We start from the raw sequence: 19,940 nt of genomic DNA, 5'->3' as shown, positions 1-19,940 counted from the left end.
CGCGTCGACGGCAGGGTGGCCCCGAACCCCAATATCAGCGGCCCTCAGAAGCGCGAATACTCACCTGAGCGGGACCGATTCGTACTTGCTGGGCGTTTCGCGATCGTCGATGGCGCCCACAGAGGAACGCGGTAACACTCGCCAGCGGGAACTGCGACGGTGTCAGCTGGTTCGCGACCACCTGCGCCACCTCACGCACTGCAACGGCGATCCCCTCTGAAATCTCCGGTCCCCGAGCGGGGTGCGACCCGGCGAAGCTCGTTGAACGCGAAGCGTTCGACAAGCCGTGCGGGACGTCAAGGTGCGGTGCGCTGCGCTCGACCATCGGCCGCCCATCCGGGAACTTCGGCCCCGGCCGCCAGTGGTCGGCGGCAGCATCTCCCGGATCAACGCCCCTTTTGCATCCGGCAGCAATCGAAACCGCGACACCCGTCGAGATTCTCAGCCAGACCCCTCAACCTTTGTCAGACACGTCCTAGGGGACCGTCGCCGCATTGAACGGCCTTGTTCACCACGGCCGTTCAAAGCGGACTTACCGCCCTTCGCGGAGCGCGCGCCGCCATTCGCCCGTAACCCGCCCCTGTCGAGCCTCGTTGCGAGCATGGATCCGGTCGAGAGCGGCGTAGCCCGCCTCTCTTCGGGTCTTGAAGACGTAGCTCGACCGGGCGCTCCGCGATTCATGCTGCTCCGGGCTCGGTCCCTGCTTCAGGCTCCACATGCTCTTCCTCCTCAGAGACTCGAACGATGGCTGACGCTTTAGTTATTTCGATGATGTTCATTTGCTGGCTTTGAGCGCCAGCATAGACAGCATCGAGTTGAGACAACAGCCCGTAGTCCTCCAGATTTTTCACTGGTAGGCCCAGCCCGTCTCGCGCCTCATCGCGGTCGATTACGTACCCGTGCGTGGGGTATCCGCGAACGAGTTGAGACATGCGTGCCTTGGCGGAAGCGAACCCGGTCCGATTGTGACGGTATGACAGTAGCCGGGCTCCGTATTCAATCGCGACGTCGAGGCTGGTGCTCGCGGCGTTCACGGCAACTAGATCGATTTGCTCGAGAAGCGGCCTGGCGAACTGGGCTGAGAAGTCGAGCACATGCTGAATGGTCTGTTCTCGAGTCAACGCGGTGGATCGCAGAATCTCGCTGCCCGCCGCGATGGCGTTCGAAACGACCTGGAAGTAAACGTTGTCGATGGTATTTGCGGTGTCGAGGTTCGAGCGCATCCGAACCTCGCCTTCGCGGCTCTCTTGAGTGTCAAGCGGGCCAAGCTCTGCGGCCGGCCCCATGAAGATCTCGTCGCCTGCAAGCGCGAGCAGCGTGGCCGCACTCTTGGCGTAGTCAACGATGACGAAGTTGACAACTTCGAACCGCGATCGCAAATAGAGACCGAGCTTGTACGCTGCGTGAGCATCCCCTCCAGGGGAATCCAGCCAGACATCGATGCGAGAGCCAGGCTCTCGCGGTGCATCGAGCCCCCCGAGTCGCTGGATTATGTCCTGCACGACTGGTCGCATCAGCGAACTGTTGGCGCCAGGTCCCATCTGGAGGAGCATCAGCACGTCCCAGTCCGCAGGCGACGTCGATTCGTCGACGGGATCCGAAGCCCCATCTGCGTTCTCGGAACGCACCTTGTCGTCGACTGAATCGTCAGCTGTCAGCGGCTCGTCGACCGGGAGCGCATCTTGGACCGGTTCACCGGCTGAAGGCTTCGGCTCCGCTGCGCGCGCAGGCTTCTTGGATGGGCGGGCTTCCATGTGTCTCCCTACACAGAAATACTCGACCTCCGAACTCTAGCGGCATAGTACCGAGCGCGCTGCGCCGCCATCAGCAGCCAAGCCGCAGGTCTACTACCCGGTCCTTTCCGCCAAGCGAGCCAGCCGACCGGTGAACGCGGCCAACAACCGCCGCGCACATCGGCGGAGACGTCCCCGCCGCGAGTCAGTACGCTGGCTCGTCGGAGAGCAAGAGTTGGACACGAGGCTGAGGCGCTTGTCGCCCAGCGCCGTCCCCTTCTCGTAGGTGCAGAACATCCCGCTCGTCGCGGGCAGATGTTCGAGCTGGTGAACCGCCAACGCGTACCGCAGCGGAGCCGGGACTCCGATTCCGGCAGGTGCTGCCACCAAGCTGACGAACGTGGCAAGCATTCCTGCGCTTACGGACGCGGCCAGCGCGGCGACATTGGGTGCACCTGTACCGGGCTGGATGCCGGACTGGCGAATGTACTTCGGGCTATCAAGCAGGCCCGCACGATCCAGCGTGAGCTCGTTCACACGGAGCTGCCCATTGCACTGCATGCACGGCCGACCCGGAACGATGGCGTGCGTCTTCCACGTCGCGCCGCGCATTCGGCCGTCAGGGAGAGTATCGATTGCGATACCCCCGTCAATGACCGGAATGAGGTCGGCGTACGCCACGGAATTGAGCACCGCACGAGGCCACGGTCGGTCGACGCACGAAAAGATCACGTCGTAGTCCAGAGCCGCAGCCAAGCCTTCAGGAGTGGTGATGCTCACGTCGTGGGTCTGCAGCTCGAAATCGGTAGCAGTGGCAGCCGTTCGCGCGACTCGCGCGGCGACCTCCGTCTTCAATCGACGCTCACGGGCATCCTCACGGGTTGCCCCAATCATTCGATCAAGATTCAACTCCTCGACGACGTCCACATCCATCACGCCAAGATGCTCGACACCGGTGGCTGCGATCCTTGCCGCGATATCCAGGCCTACGCTGCCAACGCCCACGACGAGGACCTTGAGCCGCGCGATGTCGCGCTGGATGGACTCACCCCACGCGGCCACAGTCCGGCGCTGGTACTCAGTGGCGCGTGGCGCGCGGCGCCGGTCTTCGTTCCACGTTACCCTCAGGGTCGAACCAGAGACACGCACCGACTCCGCGTGGGTTGGCTCCGCGCTGGTTTCCCAGACCCTGCCGGACCAACTGCTCCCCCGAGTCCCGAGCGTCATGCCGACGAGAGGGAGGCCGGTGATAGAACGTGCGACGCGTTCGTACTCGGACTCCGTGTTGTGGTCGGGCCCACTAAGCCCCTGCCAGCCCGTGGCATCCGGATGTGAGTGCAGCAGCACGATGCCCTCGCTCCGTTCGCGCGCTTCGGTGGCAGCTCTCACGACATACCCGCCCGTGAACGACGCATTGCCGTGGACTTTGCGTTCGCCTGGAGCCGGCATGACTGCCCGACCCAGGATGGCGGTGCGTCGCGTGTTGCCCGTCGACCAGACGTAAGTTGCGATGACCACATCCTCTTGCCCATCGGCGCGAGCGAGGTGTGCTTCGAGTTCGTTGGAGAGCTCTTGTGTCATAGCGATTGAGATTGTCATGCCGATACCCCTCCTAGGACTCCCCGCACATGCGCAAGCCAGTTGGCTATCGCAGGCCGGTCCATACTCCAGTTCCCGATGTCTCGAGAATGTCGCGTCCAGCCCTCTAAACAGTCGATGAGGTCGGTGTTCGTGGAAGCGAACTGCACGTTCGCCGGAAAATGAATCCAGTGCGGCGGCGCCGCGGGCCACCCCCCTAGCTCATTGATGCTCACAGCGGTCGAGACGGACTGACCTGCCAGCGCCCCCGTCACCGCGACAACCTCGTAGACCACAGCGGGTCCGTTTACTCGCGCATGAATACCTTGCTCGGCGAGGTCCGCAATGAACGCGGCGACGGGGGAGCTGACCTGGGCATCCATCAGGCGACCGGGCTGCTCTGCTTCACCGAGACGAAGACATCGCCGTCGCGGAGCTCAACGATCTTGGTGTCCTTGTAGACCTTCGGCTCTTCGCCGTCGCGGACTCGAGCGAGGTCGTACTCGTTCGGGTTGAGTCCTGCCAGGCGAAGCAGCGCGGCCGCTTCTTGATCATCATCCTTCGTGGTGAAGGACTCGCCATCGATCACGATGGTCAACTCGACGCGCTGCTTGACGGAGATGAAGGCATCGCCGTCGCGGAGATCGATGACCTTGCCGTCCTTGAACCGCTGCGGCTCGCCGCTGGGCACCAGGCGTGCGAGGTTCCATGACTTCGGATCACGGCCCGCCAGGCGAAGAAGGCTGGCCGCTTCCTGGTCGTCATCGCGGGTAGTGAATCTCGCCCCATCGATGGTGATCGCGATCTTCGGGCGCCGTCCCGCATCTTCGTGACGCGGGTCCTGCGTGGTGATGGACATGACAGCCTTTCTCTTGAGGGACAGTGTTTTGCTACTGCAACACTCAAGGTACCGGAAGTGTTTCAGTAGCGCAACACCAGGTCGGTGTCGTACCATCGCAGAAAGAGAGAAGCGACATGCCTACCCACATTGATGTCGGCCGTCTTGCTGCCGTGCTCAGCGCGAGGATCGAGTCCGAGAACATTTCATGGCGCCAAGCCGCGAGTCAGATTGGAGTGAGTCCCTCGTTACTGTCTCGGCTGCGGAACGGGCAGCGACCGGACCTAGACGCGTTCGTGCAAATCACGCAGTGGCTGAAGATGTCGGCCGACGACTTCTTGGGCTCGACCGTGCGGACGGAGTCTGAGCCGGAATTGATGAGTGAGGTCGCGGCGCTTCTGCGCGCCCGGAAGGACCTCACCGAGACCGACAAGACCTTGCTCGAGAACGTGTTCAAGTCCGGTCTGCAGGTTCTTCGGAGCACCCGACCCGCAAACTGACGTGAACAAGGCCGCGCTCGCCCGACTCGCAACCGAGGTTCGAGATGAGATAGGACTCACACCCAGCGAGCCATTCGACGTGCCCCGCTGGTCAGCCCTGTGGGGAGTCCCCGTCCTGTCCCTTGCGCAGGCGACCGATGACCCAGTGGCATTGAGACGCTTCACCGTCGAGGCTCCCCACCTCTGGTCTGCAGCCCTCCTACGCGAGGGTGAAGGTCATGTGATTCTCTACAACCACGTCCACAGCCCCCCACGCATACTCTCGGACCTCACCCATGAGATCGCGCACATCTTGGGCGAGCATCGTCTGAATGGATCTTGGATGGATCAGAAAGGAAAGTGTGGCGCGTCGTCCGAGCACGAGCGAGAGGCTGCCGAGCTCGGAGGCGCTCTCCTGATCCCCGCCGCCGCGGCCCGTTCGCACGCCATCCGTGGTGGCGCGCCGTCTGGACTCGCCATGCAATATGGAGTCAGCGAAGAAATGGCCGTCTGGCGAATGCGGGAGTCTGGCGGCACCGTCATCAGACTACGAAGGCTCGCCAAGCGAAGGGCGTAATGAAGTAGCGGGGTCCGTCCGGTCTCGCGGCATAATCAGCCAGGGTCCGGGAGGCGCACGGGTGGCTCGTGTGGGGCAAAAGGGCGGCGCCGACCGCGGAGGTAAGGGCGCCGAGCTGCGGCCTCTGCGGTCCCAAGACGAGGTAGCCCTCACATGTTCTGCACCCCGACTATCGGCCTGTACTCGCCTCCCAGGACTCGAACGAACGGTACGTCGAAGCCCCGGATCTCATCGCGAACGAGCGCCGGGTCGCGGCGGGTGTCGACACAGTCCGCGTCGGACATTGCCGCGTGTCGCCCTCGGGCTCGCGCCGCGGCGACCGCGGGCTGATGATTGCCGGCGAGGGCACCAGCCATGTGCAGCCCAGTCCCTGATCGTCACTTGAACCCGCTAGTCACCATCCCGACCCTCGCGATGCGAGCTCGACCGCACGCCGGCAGGATGCAGCGCCCGCTGCGCAGGAGGCTGCGTGGCGTGCAGCTCAGGGAGTGTCGTTAGCCGGTGGTGAACCGTACATCCGCGAGAGCGACTGTCACATCTTCAAGGGCGAAAGGAGCGGCCGCTCGATTGAGCCGCCCGGAATGATGCCCGATCGAGGTACGTCAATCGCGTGGCCAATTCTGACTACGCCTGCGACCGCCGGTGGCCTGTCGAGAGGCCAACAAACACACCGGCGCACGCCGATCGAATGCACGTCACCTACCGTGGGCGAGATTCCCACCGTAAGTGAGGGTTGCCAGCCGTAGGAAAGTCCTGGTGACAGGCGGGAATACGCGAAGCCTCGGCGGCGATCTCGGGCCTCTGCGAGCGGGAATGGGTAAAGAATTCATACCCATTCTTTACCCAAACGCCAATCAGCGCCCCTCGAAAGGAGCGCTGATATGGTGTTTTTCTGGCGGTGACGGTGGGATTTGAACCCACGGTAGGGGGTTACCCTACACAACTTTTCGAGAGTTGCACCTTCGGCCGCTCGGACACGTCACCGTCGTCTATCTTACGACACGCGCGCGGGTGCGAAAAACACCGCTGGATGCCAGGGTATCCAGCGGTCGCTCGAAAGCACGCGCCGAGGGTGCGCGAGGCTTGCAGCGCCAAGAAGTTGGCGCGACACGCGAGAACTCCACGGGGGTAGCCGCGTGTTGCGCCAACTTCGTGCCGGGCCGCGCGCGCGAAGTCCAACCCCAAGGGGCTGGTGCGCCGCGCGGCGGCGACGCATACTGGCCACACGTCCGGTCAGGACCGCAGCGATGGGAGCAACAACATGTCGTACAAGGTCGGATACTTCGTCGGGAGCCTCTCCTCGACCTCGATCAACCGGGTGCTCGCGTCGGCGCTGATCCGACTCGCGCCCGACGACCTCGAGTTCACCGAGATCCCGATCCGGGACCTCCCGCTCTACAGCCCGGACTATGACGCCGACTACCCGGCGGCGGCGGTCGCCCTCAAGCACGCGATCGAGACCTCGGATGCCGTGCTGTTCGTGACCCCCGAATACAACCGTTCCATCCCCGGTGGCCTGAAGAACGCGATCGACTGGGCCTCCCGCCCGTGGGGGCAGAACTCCTTCGACCACATTCCCGCTGCTGTCATCGGGGCATCCATCGGTCAGATCGGCACGGCGGTGGCCCAGCAGAGTCTGCGCGGTGTGCTCAGCTTCTGCAACGCCCGCCAGATGACCGCGCCGGAGGCCTACATCACCTTCTCGCCAGAGGTCTTCGCGGCCGACGGCACGGTGCACAACCCGAGCACCGAAGAGTTCCTCCGCGGCTTCATGGCCGAGTTCCGCGAGCACGTGCAACGCGTGCTGACCGTGCTTCCCCGGCAGCAGTAGACCCCCTCAGACCTCGAGTCGGCGGTGGTCGGCGGCCGGCGGTCCTGAGGATTCGCCCTCAATCCGCCTTCATGCCGCGCCGGCCATGTCGTTGCCCGTACGGTAGGCCACAGCGATCGGCAGCAGCCCATGGCTTCTCGGCCTCAGGGCCCCGAACATCCGGGGGCAGATCATCTCTTCGTCACTTACCGAGGCTCGCCTCGGACCCGTCCGGCAGACGTACGCGGGCACAGCAGAGTTCCCGCACTTGACCCGCGCTTTCACCGATGTCGCACAGGTCGTCCGCGAGATGGGCCTGCTGCGACGTACCCCGTGGTTCTACGCGATCGTCGGCACCGCCCTCGCTCTCGGCTTCGCCGGGTGCATCACGGGTTTCATCCTGTTCGGGCACAGCTGGTTCCAACTGCTGATCGCCGGCGCCCTCGGCATCCTGTTCACGCAGGTCGCCTTCCTCGGCCACGAAGCAGCCCACCGGCAGATCCTCTCCTCCGGACCCGGCAACGACCGGCTCGCGCGCCTGCTCGCCAACGGGGTCGTCGGCATGAGCTACTCGTGGTGGACAACGAAGCACACCCGCCATCACGCCAACCCCAACAAGGTCGGCAAGGACCCCGATATCGAGATCGACACGATCTCGTTCCTCGATGAGGATGCCGCGAGCGCCCGCGGCCTCCGCCGGTGGATCACGAAGCGGCAGGGGTGGCTGTTCTTTCCGCTGCTGACACTCGAGGGTCTCAACTTGCACGCGCTCGCCTTCCGTCACCTCGCCAGCCGCGAGAAGGTCAAGGGTCGCTGGATCGAGATCAGCCTGCTGGTACTGCGCTTCTCGATCTTCGTCGTCCCCGTCTTCGTCTTCCTACCGATCGGCATGGCGTTCGCGTTCGCGGGTGTCCAGCTGGCCGTCTTCGGTGTGTACATGGGGGCCTCGTTCGCGCCCAACCACAAGGGCATGGCGATCATCGCCCCGGATGCGAAGCTCGACTTCTTCAGCAAGCAGGTGCGCACGTCCCGCAACATCCGCGGCGGCTGGTGGGCGACGTGGCTCATGGGCGGGCTGAACTACCAGGTTGAACACCACCTGTTCCCGAACATGCCGCGCCCGTACCTCTCCCACGCGCGGACGATCGTGCGCGAACAGTGCGCCACGCTGGGCGTGCCGTATGTCGAGACGTCGCTCGGACGCTCCTACGCGATCGTGATCGACTACCTCAACCGCGTGGGGCTTGCCGCACGCGATCCCTTCGATTGCCCGATGGTCGCGACCTACCGTCGCGTCTGACCGGGCCATCGCCCTGACGCGCGCGGCCGCGCCTCAGACATCGCCCGCGCGGCCGCCCCTCAGACCTCGAGTCCGACGGCGACCGAGCAGCGGGCGAGCTCGTCGTCGCTCAGCGCGAGGTCGGCCGCCTGTGCAGAGTCGGTGATGGATGCCGGGCGCCGCGCGCCGGGGATCGGCACGACGACGGGGCTGAGCGACAGTTCCCACGCCAGGACGACCTGCTGCGGGCTCACGCCGTGCGCGTCGCCGATCTGGCGGAACACGCCGAACCGCTCGCCGATCGTGCGGCCGCCGCCACCCGTGCCACCCAGGGGGCTCCACGGCAAGAACGCGATGCCGCGATCGTGGCAGTAGCGCAGCTCGTCGTAACTACCCGGATGCCGCGGTGAGAACTCGTTCTGCACGCTGACAAGCTCGCCCTCGCCGAGCACCTCCTGCGCGATGGCGATCTCTTCGACGCTCGCGTTCGAGATGCCGATCGCGCGGATCAGTCCCTCCGATTTCAGCGTCGCCAGGTTCTTGATGATCTCGCCGTAGACCATCCACCGGTCGGGTCGGTGGTACTGGTACAGGTCGATGACGTCGACGCCGAGGTTCTCGCGCGAGCGCTCGACGGCGCTGCGCAGGTACGCGAGCGATCCGTCGCGACCGAAGTCCTTCTCAGCGGTGCGCGTGATCCCGCCCTTGGTCGTCACGAGGATGCCCGAGCGATCCCCGTCCCACGATGCCAGGGCATCCCGCACGATCCGCTCGTTGTGACCCATCAGATCCCACGAGGGCGCGTAGATATCGGCCGTGTCGATGAGTGTGACCCCGGCATCCAGCGCGGCATGGACGGTCGCGATCGCCGTCTCGTGGTCGGGAAACTCATTGTCGCCGTTCATCGACATCGGCATGCCGCCGAGACCGATCGCCGAGACGGTGAACTCTCCGATGTGGCGCTGCTGCATGAGTGACCTCCGGTCGTGGGCGAGGCGCCGGCTCCGGCCGACACCCTCCAGCCTGCCACCTGCGACGCGGTGCTCGTGCAGGGGCCGTGGGCCCCGCTGCAGCGCTACGTGCAGTCGCCCGACATCATCGCGGTCACGCTGCGGCAGTCGGTGCAGCGGGTCGTGCCGCTCGGGCACGGTGCGAAGCGCGCGCTCGTGATCCTCGGCGCGATGATCGCGTTGCTGTCGACGGGACTCGTGCCCCGGCGGTCGCGGGGCTGCTGGCGGGCTCAGTCGACGAGGCCGAAGAGCTCGAGTGGGTGGGTGAGGCGCCAGAGGGCATCCGGCCCCGGAATGTCGGCCGTGAGGTGAACGCCGGTGGATGCCGTGCCCAGCGGGCCCTTCGTGCTGATCGAGCCGACGGTGTCGTTCGCCTCGCGCGCATCGCCGAGCGCGAGGTCGCTCGTGACCGCGGCGGTCGCGCCGTTCCACAGGAGCAGCGACACCTCGTCATCCGTCACCATGTTCGCCGTCGCGCCCCACGCGGTCGTCACGACACCGGCGATGGTGCCGGCCGGCAGGACGCGCGGTTGCGCGACCTCGGCCGCGACGTCGCTCAGCAACCTCGCCGTCTCGCTGTCGCGGGCCTCATCGCTGGTCTGGGCGAGCGCCGTCGCGTAGACGCGCACGGTTGTGTCGCCGACGGTGATCTCCTTCGCGGCGAGCAGGTTGTAGGCGCCGTAGAGCGTGCCGGTCTTGAGCCCCACGACTTCGGGATCGGCCAGCAGGTCGTTCGTGTTGACGACCTCGCCGGCTCCCGGCAGGGTCACCGACGGTGTGCGCACGATTTCGGCGATCACCGGATCGGCCATCGCATACCGGGCGAGGGTGATGAGTGAGGCGGGGTCGGCGACGTTGGCCGATTCGATTCCCGTCGGCTCGACGACGGTGATGCCGGTCAGATTGTGCCGTGACAGCCAGTTCGTCGCCGCCGCGGCGAAGACGGTGTCGGTGGGCCAGATGGTGCTCGCCAAGTGGTCGGTGTAGTTTCCGGCAGAGCCGATCAGGATGCCCTGGAGCATCTGATACTCCGTCAGCGTTCCCCCGACCGGCACATTCAGCGCCGACTCGTCGGCCGCCAGGTAGTTGTAATACGTCTGGCGATCGCGCGCGGTGAACGAGAACTCAGGCCCGCTCTCGCCGACGGACAGCGGCAGCTCCTCGACGATCATGAGCGCCGTCACAAGCTTCGTGATGCTCGCCATCGGCACGGCATCCGTCGTCGTTGCGGGTGATCCGTCGAAGCCGGCGACGCCGATCGCGGCCGAGCCTTCGGTCGGCCACACGACGGCCGTCGCAGGGGAGGTGATGTCGGCGATCGCGACGGTCTCCACGGCGGGTGCGACCGCGTACAGCGGCCACAGCAGCGTCGTCGCGGCGTACGCGCCGAGCAGGCCGAGCGTGCCGAGCACCGGCGCGACGACGCCCGCTCGCACCGGTGAACGGCGCGGGCGGCGGGCCAGCAGGTCGGGGTAGGCGGCCGCGTACGGATGCGTCGAGCTGGTCAGATCCTGCGGCGAGAGACGCGCGGCGACGGCGTCCTCGTCGATCCAGCCGAGAGCGACGCGACCGGCCGGGGCAGATGTGGGTGTGGGTCGAAGGACGGATGCTACGGCGTCGTCCGCGCGGAGGATGTCGGTGTCGGGGGTGTCAGCGTCGGAGGCATCCGTGCCCGTGCCCGTCGGTGCGTCGATCTCGCCGGTGGCGACAGCCTGCTCACGGCGCGCGCGACGTGACGATGGTGGCGCGTCTTCCATGGTCACCCGCCAAAACTACCCGGTCACAGCTATACTCAACGACACAACCACGGGAGTCCGGTGAGCCGGGCTGAGAGGAAGCGAACCACGCTTCGACCGTCGAACCTGATCCGGATCATGCCGGCGCAGGGAGGAGAGAACATGCACGCATCTGCGTCCCCATCCACCGTTCGGCCCACGTCTGCCGCAAACTCGGCCCTCGGTCGCCTGCGCTGGCGCATCGTCGACATCGTCGTCGCCAGCGTCATCGGCGTGGCATCCGGCCTGATCTTCCTGCTTTGGAACTTCGGCTATCTCGGACCCAAGGCGCTGCTGGACCCACTGCTGCCGGGCCTGCAGGGCCTGCTCGACGGGCCGTGGCTGTTTGCGGGCGTGCTCGGGGCGCTCATCATTCGCAAGCCCGGCGCCGCGATCTACGTCGAGACGCTCGCCGCGGTCGTTTCGGCGCTCGTCGGCAACCAGTGGGGCGGCTTCCTCACGATCGAGGCGGGGCTTGTTCAGGGCCTCGGCGCCGAGATCATCTTCCTGCTCTTCCTCTACCGGGCGTGGTCGCTGCCGGTCGCGCTGGTCGCCGGTGCCGCTGCGGCGTTCGCCGGCGGCATCAACAACCTGATCCTCTGGTACGCGGGGGCGGATGCCACGTTCACGACCGTCTACCTGATCAGCACAGTCGTCTCGGGCGCCGTCATCGCGGGTGGCCTGTCGTGGGTGCTCGCGCGGGGCCTCGCCGCAACGGGCGCGCTCGACCGCTTCGCCTCGGGGCGCGAGCGCCGCGCGCTGGTCTGACCCGGGCGTGCGGGTGGAGTCCGTCGCGCCGGCGTCTGTCGACGCGCACGGCTGGGGCTGGCGCCACGCGTCGCGGCGGGCATGGGCGCTGCGCGACGTCTCGTTCCACATCGAGCCCGGTGAGCGCGTGCTGTTGCTCGGCGCCTCCGGCGCGGGCAAGTCGACGCTCCTGCAGGGACTCGCGGGCGTGCTCGGCGGTGAAGACGAGGGCGAGTCGCACGGCGAGCTGCTCGTCGACGGCGCGCTCGCCGCGGCATCCCGCGGACGCAGCGGACTCGTGCTGCAAGACCCCGACGCGCAGATGATCCTCGCGCGCGTGGGCGACGACGTCGCGTTCGGGTGCGAGAACCTCGGGGTGCCGCGCGAGCAGATCTGGCCTCGGGTTCGCTGGGCGCTGGATGCCGTCGGGCTCGACGTCCCGCTCGACCGGCCGACCAAGGCGCTGTCGGGCGGGCAGAAGCAGCGGCTCGCGCTCGCAGGCGCCCTCGCGATGCGGCCCGGCCTGCTGCTGCTGGACGAGCCGACGGCGAACCTTGACCCGGGCGGCGTCGCCGAAGTGCGTGGTGCCGTCGAGCGCGTGCTCGACGAGACCGGCGCGTCGCTCGTCGTCGTCGAGCACCGCGTCGAGGTGTGGCTGCCGCTCGTGACCCGCGTCATCGTGATCGGGCCCGACGGCGTGATCGCCGACGGGTCGCCGGAGGCGGTGCTCGGTGAGCGCGGTGCCGAGCTGGCGGATGCCGGGGTGTGGGTGCCGGGGATTCCGCCGGTGGTTCCGGCTTCTGTGGGTGGCTTGAGGTCTGTGGGTGGTTTGGGGCCTGCGGGTTCTTCTGTCGGCGGCGAGGTGCTGCTCGACGCGCGGGATCTCGCGGTCGCGCGCGTGCGCGGTGTGCCGGTCGCGTCGGGCATCGATCTGGAGGTGCGGGCGGGTGAGGCGCTCGCGATCGTGGGCGCGAATGGCGCCGGCAAGTCGACGCTGGGGCTGACGCTGGCGGGGCTGCTGCCGGCGGCCGCGGGGGAGGTGACCGCGGCATCCGTTCTCGCCGGCGACGCCGGAGGGTCGCCGATCGCGTGGCGGTCACGCGAGCTGCTGACGCGCATCGGGATGGTGTTCCAGGACCCCGAGCATCAGCTGCTCGCGAAGACCGTGCGCGAAGAGCTCGAGGTCGGTCCGCGCGCGCTGGGGCTGACCGACGACGTGATTGCGCCGCGCGTCGGCGAACTGCTCGAGCGGTTGCGGCTTGCGCCGCTCGCGCGCGCCAACCCGTACACGCTGTCGGGCGGTGAGAAGCGGCGGCTGACAGTCGCGGCCGCCCTCGCGACGGCGCCGCGCGTACTCGTGCTCGACGAGCCGACGTTCGGGCAGGATGCCCGCACCTGGGCCGAGCTCGTCGCGATGCTCGCCGCGCTGCGCGACGACGGCGTCGCGATCGTCACGATCACGCACGACGACGCCGTCGTGCGCGCGCTGCAGGCGCGGCGCTTCGTGCTGGGGGCGGCGACATGACCCTGCTCGACACGCGTGCGCGCACCGGGGTGGTCGCGGGGATCAACCCCGTCGCGAAGCTCGCCGCGAGCGCGCTGATCGCGCTGCCACTGATCCTGACGCTCGACTGGGTGTCGGCGGCGGTGGCGCTTGTGCTCGAGAGCTTGCTGTTCCTGTTCGCGGGGCTCGGCTGGCGCGAGTTCTGGCTGCGCACGCTGCCGGTGTGGATCGCGGCGCCGCTGACGGCGCTGACGATCGCGCTGTACGGCGAGGCATCCGGTCAGGTGTACGTCGAGTGGTTCGTGATCCGCATCAGCGAGGGCTCGCTGACACTTGCGGTCGCGACGCTGTTCCGCGTGCTCGCGGTCGCGCTGCCGTCGGTCGTGCTGTTCGTCACGGTCGACCCGACCGATCTCGCCGACGGTCTCGCGCAGATCGTGCGGCTGCCCGCGCGATTCGTGCTCGGGGCGCTCGCCGGGCTGCGGATGGTCGGGCTCTTCCTCGACGACTGGCGCGCGCTCGAGCTTGCGCGCCGGGCGCGGGGTGTCGCCGACCGGGGGCGTGTGCGCCGGTTCGTCGGCATGGCGTTCGCCCTGCTCGTGCTCTCGATCCGGCGCGGATCGAAGCTCGCGACCGCGATGGAGGCCCGCGGATTCGGCGCCCCCGGGCGACGCACGTGGGCGCGCGAGTCGCGCTTCGGCGGACGCGAGTGGGCCCTCGTCGCGATCGGCGCGGCGATCTCGGCCGTAGCCGTGGCATCCGCCGTCGCCGCGGGGACGTGGAACTTCATCCTCGGGCCGGGGTGACGCGCGTGGGCGAGCTTCGTCCGTCCCATGTGACGGCCCGCGAGCCGCGTATCGGAACCGATGAAGGCGAGCGGATGCCGGGTCAGCGACCCTCGGCCCTCGCCTCCAGCACCTCCTGCAGCACGACCGCCTGATTGTGCTGCGCGTCGTGCGACCCGTACAGCAGCGTGACCACGTCGTGCTCTGCCCAGGCTGCCGCGCGCTCGGCGAGCTCGGGGTTGGCGGCGAGTTCGGCGCGGAAGCGCTGCTCGAACTCGGGCCACGGCAGACCCTCGTGATGGAACGCCGTCCGCAGCTCGGTCGAGGGGGCGAGCTCCTTCGCCCACTCGTCGAGGTGGGCGCGCTCCTTCGAGAGTCCCCGCGGCCACAACCGGTCGGTGAGCACCCGGTATCCGTCGCCGGGGGATGCCTCGTCGTACACGTGCTTGGTCTGCAACTCCATGCTCGCAGTCAACTCCGAAGCTCGCGCCGTCGCCAGGCCCATGCTGAGATGGAGGGGTACGCGGAGGCATCCCGCAAAAGATCGCATGTGAGACTCAGTACCGCGTATGCTGATACGCGGTAGCGCCCGTTCGAAGGAGAACAGATGGACATCGTCGGAGCATCCGCCCTCGTCACGGGCGGTGCCAGCGGTCTGGGGTTCGCCACCGCGACCCGCCTCGCGGCCGCGGGCGCGCACGTCGTGATCGTCGACCTGCCCACGTCGCCGGGAGCCGAGCGCGCGGCCGAGATCGGCGGGACCTTCGTTCCCGCCGACGTGACCGACCCCGAGCAGATCGCTTTCGCGGTCGGTGCGGCCGGCGACCACGGGCCGCTGCGCGTCGTCGTCAACTGCGCGGGCGTCGCCCCGCCCGCGAAGGTGCTCGACCGCGAGGGTGCGCCGACCGACCTCGCGCACTTCGAGCGGATCATCCGGGTCAACCTCATCGGCACCTACAACGTCATCGCGCAAAGCTCCGCCGCGATCGCGAAGACCGAGCCGACCGAGGGTGGCGACCGCGGCGTCATCATCAACACGGCATCCGTCGCCGCCTTCGACGGCCAGATCGGCCAGCCGGCGTACTCCGCGAGCAAGGGCGGAGTGCACGCGATGACGCTGCCGATCGCGCGCGAGCTCGCGCGCTACGGCATCCGCGTCTGCACGATCGCACCGGGAATCATGGAGACCCCCATGCTCGCGGGGCTGCCCGAAGCCGCCCAGGCGAGCCTCGGCGAGCAGGTGCCCTACCCGGCCCGCCTCGGCCGACCCGACGAGTACGCGGCGCTCGTCGCCCACATCGTCGACAACGGCTACCTCAACGGCGAGACGATCCGCCTCGACGGCGCGATCCGCATGGCGCCGAAGTGACGCGCGGCATGCTCCACGACCTCGCCGCAATAACTCAGGAGTTGCGCGTCCCTGCCGCACGCCGGGCCGCGGAATTCCGCGGCCCGGGTCCGCAGCGAGGGGCGTCGTTCCTGAGTTATTGCGGGACGCCCGCTGCGACCGCATCCGTGGCCAACGCCTTCGTGACCGACCCAAGGAGCCGCTGATGACCGATTCGATCCTGTACACGCGCGACGGCGCGCTCGCGCGCCTCACGTTCAACCGCCCCGCCTCGCTCAACGCGATGGGCTTCGAGATGGGGCGGCGCTGGCGCGACCTCGCTCACGAGGTCACCGCCGACCCCTCCGTGGGTGCCGTGATCCTGGATGCCGCGGGGCCTGCCTTCTGCGCCGGCGGCGACGTCCTCGAGATGGGGTCGGGCGGCGCGCGCGGCACCGACGTGACGGCGATGGCGGATGTCATCCACGACGGCATCCGCACGTTCGTCGAGTCTGACAAGCCGATCGTCGCCGCGGTGCAGGGCGCCGTCGCGGGCGGGGGACTCGGCCTCATGCTGACGGCCGACTACATCGTCGCGTCGCCTCGCGCGCAGTTCGTCAGCCGCTACGCCAACATCGGACTGACGCCCGACCTCGGCGTCTCGACGCTGCTCGTGGCGGCGATCGGCCAGACGCGTGCGCTGCGACTGCTGCTGCGCGACGAGACGATCCACCCCGACACGGCCCTCGACTGGGGCCTCATCAGCGAGGTCTCGATCGACCCCGCAAAGCGCGCGGCTGAGGTCGCCGACTTCTGGTTGCAGAACGCGACAGCCGCGTTCGGACAGGCCAAACGGCTCGTCCGCACGGGCGCGGGTCGCTCGTTCGCCGACAACCTCGCCGACGAGGCGCGCACGATCGGCGCCGCATTCGACACCGAAGAATCCCGCGTGCGGGTGGCGGCGTTCGCCGCGGCATCCGCCCGACGTAAGGAGAAGGCATGACAAGCTCAGGGGCCGGCCTCGCCGGCAAGACGATCCTGATGTCGGGTGGCAGCCGCGGCATCGGCCTCGCGATCGCACTGCGCGCCGCGCGCGACGGCGCGAACATCGCGCTCATGGCGAAGACCGACACCCCGCACCCGAAGCTCGAGGGCACCGTGCACTCGGCCGCCGCCGAGATCGAGGCGGCGGGCGGGCGCGCCCTGCCGATCGTCGGCGACGTCCGCAGCGACGACGACATCACCGAGGCCGTCCTGAAGGCGCAGGGCGAGTTCGGCGGCATCGACATCGTCATCAACAACGCGTCGGTGATCGATCTGTCGGGCTCGCTCGACCTCGCCACGAAGAAGTACGACCTCATGCAGGACGTCAACGTCCGCGGAACGTTCATGCTGTCGCGTGCCGCGGTGCCGATCCTGAAGGATGCCGAGAATCCGCACATCCTGTCGCTGTCGCCGCCGCTGAACATCACGCCGCGGTGGCTCGGCGCGCACACCGGGTACACGCTCGCGAAGTACGGCATGACGATGGCCACGCTCGGCCTTGCCGCCGAGTTCGCGAAGGACGGCATCGCCGCGAACACCCTGTGGCCCGAGACGACGATCGCGACCGCCGCCGTGCAGTTCGCGCTCGGCGGCGACCGCATGATGAAGGTCAGTCGCACGCCCGAGGTCTACGCCGACGCCGCCTACGAGGTGCTCACGCGCCCCGCGCGCGAGTACACGGGGCAGACCCTCATCGTCGAGCAGGTGCTGCGGGATGCCGGGGTGACCGATTTCTCCGGCTACGCCGCGACGGCCGGCACGCCCGATAGTGAGCTGTTCCCCGACATCTTCTTGTGACCCGCGGCGCCGTGGCGCACCGCCAGCGCGCGTGATTGCGGGCGCATAACGCAGGCAGGATCACGGCCTGCACGGCCTGCACGGCCTGCACGGCCGCTCAGAGGTCAGATTGCCTGAGTTATGCGCCGTGGCGCGAGCGCACCCGCGGCGCGGGGTCAGACGAGGCCGATCTCGACGAAGGCGTTCCAGACGCCGTCGTCGAGGACACCGGTCGTGGTGCGGCCCGCGAGCGCCTGCAGTTCGGGATCGGCGCCGCCCATCGCGAACGAGACGCCGCACACCTCGAACATCTCGACGTCATTCCAGCTGTCGCCGATGCCGACTGCGTCGGCGGCGTCGCGGCCGAGCAGCGCCAAGATCTCGAGGATGCCCGCGCCCTTGTTCACCCCGAGGGGTGAGATCTCGCCGTTGGATCCGCCGGGCAGCGGCATGCTGCCCGGGATCACGTGGAAGCGGTCGCCCAGATCGCGCTGCGCGCGGGTGACGGCGTCGGAGTCGCCGCTGATGAAGACAGCCTTCGCGATCTCGTCGAGCGGCGCCTCTTCGAGCGGCCGGTAGCGCTGGCTGGCCTCGGCCATGACGCTGTCGAGCAGGTCATCACTGTCGTCGAGTCCCAGGTGGTGCAGGTCTTCGCGTCGGCGCTCGGCGCGCATGCGCAGGAAGTCGGCCATCATCGCGAAGATGCCCTCGCTCGCGAAGACGGCCTCGTGCGACTGCAGGAAGAACTGGATGCCGTGGTCGACGAGATACCCCGTGAGCCGGTCGAGATCGGCGCGCTCCATCGGGTGCGCGACGACAAGCTCATCGCCCCGCGTCGCGAAGGCGCCACCGTTGGTGATCGCCCCGTCGAAGCCGATCTCGCGCACGGACGGGTGCAGATCGCCCTCGGCGCGGCCCGTGCACAGGTAGACGAGGTGCCCATTCGCGCGTGCTGTACGGATGGCCGTCACGGTCGACGACGCGATGACCGATCCGTGCTCGAGGATCGTCCCGTCGACGTCGAGGAACACGATTCGCGGACGGGATTCAGCAGAAGTCACGTGATCCATCCTTTCGTACTCGGGTGAACGGAGTCTGGGCACGAACCCCGGCGCACCCCGCCCGGCGCAGCCACCCGCATCCGCAGAGCCGGGCCCTGCGGATGGCGGCCGCTGCGGTGGGCGGGATGTAGTGCCCGTCCTGCATGATCGTGCCGTCGACGTCGAGGAAGACGGCGCGGCGGCCGGTGTCGGTCATGACTGCAGCGACGCTCCGTTGGTGCGGATGACCTCGGCGTACCAGTCGAACGACTTCTTCTTGAAGCGGTCGAGCGTGCCGGTGCCGTCGTCATTGCGGTCGACGTAGATGAAGCCGTACCGCTTGGAAAGCTGCGCGGTGGATGCCGAGACGAGGTCGATGCAACCCCACGTCGTGTAGCCGAGCACGTTCACGCCATCGGCGAGGGCCTCGCCGACCTGCACGAGGTGACCGCGATCTCGGGGTACAGGTCGGGGTTGGTGACGATGACCGGGGTGGTCAGGTCGTAGCCCGCCTTCTCGATCGCGTCGCCGTCCTTCACCGAGAAGTGCTCGCCGTTCAGCTTCACCGTGTCGATGCCGATGTGGATGAGCACCTCGGTGCCGTCGGCGTGGCGGAGTCCGAACGCATGGCCGGTCGGGAACGCGGCGACAACGGTGCCGTCGAAGGGGGCGTACACAGCGCCCGATCGCGGGCGGATCGCGACGCCCTGACCGAGCGAGCCGTCCGCGAACGCGGCATCCGGTGTCTCGCTCAGCGAGATCACGGTGCCGTCGACGGGGGAGAGGATCGCGACGTCGTTGGCGGCGTCGGCACCCGCGGCGGGAGTAGCGGCATCCTCAGCCGGCTCTGTGAAACCGACGACGATCGTGAGGATGAACGGCAGCAGGATCGCGACGGCGAGGCCCAGCGCGAGCATCAGCATGTTGCCGTTGCCGAACAGGGCGGGCAGGGCCAGGCCGCCGGGCACGACGAACGCGGTCGAGAAGACGGAACCCATCGAGATGATCGCCCCACCGAGCGCACCGCCGACGATGCCGAAGGCGAAGGGACGCTGGAGGGGCAGGTTCAGGCCGTAGATCGCGGGCTCGGTGATGCCGGCGAGGAAGCCCGACAGCGTCGCGGGAGCGGCGAGCGACTTGAGGTTCTTGTTGCGCGCACGCACCCAGACGCCGGCGACAGCACCGGCCTGGGCCAGCACGGCCGCGAAGACGGGAGCGATGAGCAGCATCTGACCGGTCGTCTGGAACTCGATCTGGAAAACCGGGACCAGACCCCAGTGCAGACCGAAGATCACGAAGACCTGCCACAGACCACCCATGATCGCGCCACCGAGCCACGGCACGACCTCGAAGACCCAGCCGATGCCGTCGCCGAGCCACGTGCCCAACAGCGATGAGATCGGGCCGATGACGAGGAAGACGATCGGCACGGCGACGAGCACGACGATCATCGGCGTCACGAAGCGGCGGATCGCGCCGGGCAGCACCTTCATGAGCCAGCGCTCGGCGTAGCCCTGCAGCCACACGATGATGATGATCGTGGCATCCTCGCCGGGTGGCACGTCGAAGCCATCACGCTGGGAGCTGCGGGAGTCCTCGGCGTCGCGTCGATCGCGCCGGGTTCGGGGGGCCTGTAC

18 protein-coding genes, 1 tRNA gene, 1 pseudogene and 1 riboswitch are annotated in these 19,940 nt (G+C 67.8%); of the genes and pseudogenes, 10 read left to right on the top strand and 10 right to left on the bottom strand.

The features are described 5' to 3' along the window. Nucleotides 1-677: 677 nt before the first annotated feature. The 3 genes from BGO46_RS13480 to BGO46_RS13470 all read right to left on the bottom strand — a co-directional run bounded on the left by BGO46_RS13480 (nucleotide 678) and on the right by BGO46_RS13470 (nucleotide 4,170). Entirely contained in the window at nucleotides 678-1,754 is a 1,077-nt protein-coding gene (locus BGO46_RS13480; RefSeq protein WP_292675423.1) for a hypothetical protein, read from the bottom strand. Nucleotides 1,755-1,847: 93 nt separating this feature from the next. Next, on the bottom strand, nucleotides 1,848-3,314 hold the full coding sequence (locus BGO46_RS13475) for a ThiF family adenylyltransferase (protein WP_292675421.1): 1,467 nt from the start codon (nucleotides 3,312-3,314) through the stop codon (nucleotides 1,848-1,850). 379 nt (nucleotides 3,315-3,693) lie between these two features. Further along, nucleotides 3,694-4,170, bottom strand: a complete 477-nt coding sequence (locus BGO46_RS13470) for a hypothetical protein (protein ID WP_292675417.1) — start codon at nucleotides 4,168-4,170, stop codon at nucleotides 3,694-3,696. Between the two features lie 116 nt (nucleotides 4,171-4,286). Between BGO46_RS13470 and BGO46_RS13465 the strand changes: the two genes are divergently transcribed. Together BGO46_RS13465 and BGO46_RS14665 are read left to right on the top strand one after the other, a co-directional pair. Beyond that, entirely contained in the window at nucleotides 4,287-4,649 is a 363-nt protein-coding gene (locus tag BGO46_RS13465) for a helix-turn-helix domain-containing protein (RefSeq protein WP_292675414.1), read from the top strand. Further along, a complete protein-coding gene (locus BGO46_RS14665; RefSeq protein WP_366246838.1) occupies nucleotides 4,531-5,205 on the top strand; it encodes an ImmA/IrrE family metallo-endopeptidase in 675 nt (224 codons plus the stop codon). The genes BGO46_RS13465 and BGO46_RS14665 overlap by 119 nt, the downstream gene beginning before the upstream one ends. A gap of 893 nt (nucleotides 5,206-6,098) precedes the next feature. Here the strand turns inward: BGO46_RS14665 and BGO46_RS13460 are convergent. Further along, nucleotides 6,099-6,189 (bottom strand) — tRNA-Ser (locus BGO46_RS13460). 277 nt (nucleotides 6,190-6,466) lie between these two features. On the opposite strand from BGO46_RS13460, the gene BGO46_RS13455 reads away from it, so the two are divergent. Continuing rightward, the gene (locus tag BGO46_RS13455) at nucleotides 6,467-7,036 is read left to right on the top strand and encodes an NADPH-dependent FMN reductase (protein ID WP_292675411.1); all 570 of its coding nucleotides are present in this window, start codon (nucleotides 6,467-6,469) and stop codon (nucleotides 7,034-7,036) included. A 157-nt stretch (nucleotides 7,037-7,193) separates the two neighbouring features. Then, complete coding sequence (locus BGO46_RS13450; protein WP_366246839.1) at nucleotides 7,194-8,315, top strand: acyl-CoA desaturase; 1,122 nt, start codon at nucleotides 7,194-7,196, stop codon at nucleotides 8,313-8,315. Nucleotides 8,316-8,374: 59 nt separating this feature from the next. Here BGO46_RS13450 and BGO46_RS13445 read toward each other — a convergent pair whose 3' ends face one another. After that, on the bottom strand, nucleotides 8,375-9,265 hold the full coding sequence (locus tag BGO46_RS13445) for an aldo/keto reductase (RefSeq protein WP_292675404.1): 891 nt from the start codon (nucleotides 9,263-9,265) through the stop codon (nucleotides 8,375-8,377). A 269-nt stretch (nucleotides 9,266-9,534) separates the two neighbouring features. Then, entirely contained in the window at nucleotides 9,535-11,061 is a 1,527-nt protein-coding gene (locus tag BGO46_RS13440) for a D-alanyl-D-alanine carboxypeptidase (RefSeq protein WP_292675439.1), read from the bottom strand. Nucleotides 11,062-11,100: 39 nt separating this feature from the next. Further along, nucleotides 11,101-11,210: riboswitch (TPP riboswitch) on the top strand. On the opposite strand from BGO46_RS13440, the gene BGO46_RS13435 reads away from it, so the two are divergent. From BGO46_RS13435 to BGO46_RS13425, 3 genes are all read left to right on the top strand, one after another. Further along, nucleotides 11,203-11,847, top strand: coding sequence for an ECF transporter S component (locus BGO46_RS13435; protein ID WP_292675402.1), 645 nt, complete (start codon nucleotides 11,203-11,205; stop codon nucleotides 11,845-11,847). It overlaps the preceding riboswitch by 8 nt. A gap of 13 nt (nucleotides 11,848-11,860) precedes the next feature. Continuing rightward, the gene (locus tag BGO46_RS13430; RefSeq protein ID WP_292675399.1) at nucleotides 11,861-13,351 is read left to right on the top strand and encodes an ATP-binding cassette domain-containing protein; all 1,491 of its coding nucleotides are present in this window, start codon (nucleotides 11,861-11,863) and stop codon (nucleotides 13,349-13,351) included. Next, complete coding sequence (locus tag BGO46_RS13425) at nucleotides 13,348-14,136, top strand: energy-coupling factor transporter transmembrane component T (protein ID WP_292675396.1); 789 nt, start codon at nucleotides 13,348-13,350, stop codon at nucleotides 14,134-14,136. The genes BGO46_RS13430 and BGO46_RS13425 overlap by 4 nt, the downstream gene beginning before the upstream one ends. An 82-nt stretch (nucleotides 14,137-14,218) precedes the next feature. Here BGO46_RS13425 and BGO46_RS13420 read toward each other — a convergent pair whose 3' ends face one another. Continuing rightward, on the bottom strand, nucleotides 14,219-14,578 hold the full coding sequence (locus BGO46_RS13420) for a DUF488 family protein (RefSeq protein WP_292675394.1): 360 nt from the start codon (nucleotides 14,576-14,578) through the stop codon (nucleotides 14,219-14,221). A 144-nt stretch (nucleotides 14,579-14,722) separates the two neighbouring features. Between BGO46_RS13420 and BGO46_RS13415 the strand changes: the two genes are divergently transcribed. The 3 genes from BGO46_RS13415 (at nucleotide 14,723) to BGO46_RS13405 (ending at nucleotide 17,284) form a co-directional block, all read left to right on the top strand. Then, entirely contained in the window at nucleotides 14,723-15,484 is a 762-nt protein-coding gene (locus BGO46_RS13415; RefSeq protein WP_292675391.1) for an SDR family NAD(P)-dependent oxidoreductase, read from the top strand. Between the two features lie 184 nt (nucleotides 15,485-15,668). After that, nucleotides 15,669-16,445 carry an enoyl-CoA hydratase/isomerase family protein gene (locus tag BGO46_RS13410; RefSeq protein ID WP_292675388.1) on the top strand — a complete coding sequence of 259 codons (777 nt, stop codon included), beginning with the start codon at nucleotides 15,669-15,671 and terminating at the stop codon, nucleotides 16,443-16,445. Then, entirely contained in the window at nucleotides 16,442-17,284 is an 843-nt protein-coding gene (locus BGO46_RS13405) for an NAD(P)-dependent oxidoreductase (RefSeq protein WP_292675387.1), read from the top strand. Before BGO46_RS13410 ends, BGO46_RS13405 begins: the two co-directional genes overlap by 4 nt. A 155-nt stretch (nucleotides 17,285-17,439) precedes the next feature. Here the strand turns inward: BGO46_RS13405 and BGO46_RS13400 are convergent, their stop codons facing one another. From BGO46_RS13400 to BGO46_RS13390, 3 genes and pseudogenes are all read right to left on the bottom strand, one after another. Further along, on the bottom strand, nucleotides 17,440-18,324 hold the full coding sequence (locus tag BGO46_RS13400) for a Cof-type HAD-IIB family hydrolase (protein ID WP_292675384.1): 885 nt from the start codon (nucleotides 18,322-18,324) through the stop codon (nucleotides 17,440-17,442). Nucleotides 18,325-18,516: 192 nt separating this feature from the next. Then, a pseudogene (locus BGO46_RS13395) lies at nucleotides 18,517-18,738 on the bottom strand (family 1 glycosylhydrolase); the annotation flags it as partial. Then, nucleotides 18,711-19,829: a glucose PTS transporter subunit IIA gene (locus BGO46_RS13390; RefSeq protein ID WP_292675436.1), complete on the bottom strand. Its 1,119-nt coding sequence runs from the start codon at nucleotides 19,827-19,829 to the stop codon at nucleotides 18,711-18,713. The pseudogene BGO46_RS13395 and the gene BGO46_RS13390, both read right to left, overlap by 28 nt. Between the last annotated feature and the right edge of the window lie 111 nt (nucleotides 19,830-19,940).

The sequence above is a fragment of the Microbacterium sp. 70-16 genome (assembly GCF_001898315.1).
Lineage (GTDB): Bacteria > Actinomycetota > Actinomycetes > Actinomycetales > Microbacteriaceae > Microbacterium.
Note: the sequence above shows the minus strand (reverse complement) of the source record. Positions and strands in the feature narration are given on the sequence as shown.

Excerpts from the sequence above, each read along its gene's own strand:
- BGO46_RS13480 (WP_292675423.1), bottom strand. The coding sequence starts at position 1,754 with ATGGAAGCCCGCCCATCCAAGAAGCCTGCGCGCGCAGCGGAGCCGAAG.
- BGO46_RS13465 (WP_292675414.1), top strand. The coding sequence starts at position 4,287 with ATGCCTACCCACATTGATGTCGGCCGTCTTGCTGCCGTGCTCAGCGCG.
- BGO46_RS13440 (WP_292675439.1), bottom strand. The coding sequence starts at position 11,061 with ATGGAAGACGCGCCACCATCGTCACGTCGCGCGCGCCGTGAGCAGGCT.
- BGO46_RS13475 (WP_292675421.1), bottom strand. The coding sequence starts at position 3,314 with ATGACACAAGAGCTCTCCAACGAACTCGAAGCACACCTCGCTCGCGCC.
- BGO46_RS13415 (WP_292675391.1), top strand. The coding sequence starts at position 14,723 with ATGGACATCGTCGGAGCATCCGCCCTCGTCACGGGCGGTGCCAGCGGT.
- BGO46_RS13455 (WP_292675411.1), top strand. The coding sequence starts at position 6,467 with ATGTCGTACAAGGTCGGATACTTCGTCGGGAGCCTCTCCTCGACCTCG.
- BGO46_RS13435 (WP_292675402.1), top strand. The coding sequence starts at position 11,203 with ATGCACGCATCTGCGTCCCCATCCACCGTTCGGCCCACGTCTGCCGCA.
- BGO46_RS13405 (WP_292675387.1), top strand. The coding sequence starts at position 16,442 with ATGACAAGCTCAGGGGCCGGCCTCGCCGGCAAGACGATCCTGATGTCG.
- BGO46_RS13425 (WP_292675396.1), top strand. The coding sequence starts at position 13,348 with ATGACCCTGCTCGACACGCGTGCGCGCACCGGGGTGGTCGCGGGGATC.
- BGO46_RS13420 (WP_292675394.1), bottom strand. The coding sequence starts at position 14,578 with ATGGAGTTGCAGACCAAGCACGTGTACGACGAGGCATCCCCCGGCGAC.
- BGO46_RS13445 (WP_292675404.1), bottom strand. The coding sequence starts at position 9,265 with ATGCAGCAGCGCCACATCGGAGAGTTCACCGTCTCGGCGATCGGTCTC.
- BGO46_RS13410 (WP_292675388.1), top strand. The coding sequence starts at position 15,669 with ATGACCGATTCGATCCTGTACACGCGCGACGGCGCGCTCGCGCGCCTC.
- BGO46_RS13470 (WP_292675417.1), bottom strand. The coding sequence starts at position 4,170 with ATGTCCATCACCACGCAGGACCCGCGTCACGAAGATGCGGGACGGCGC.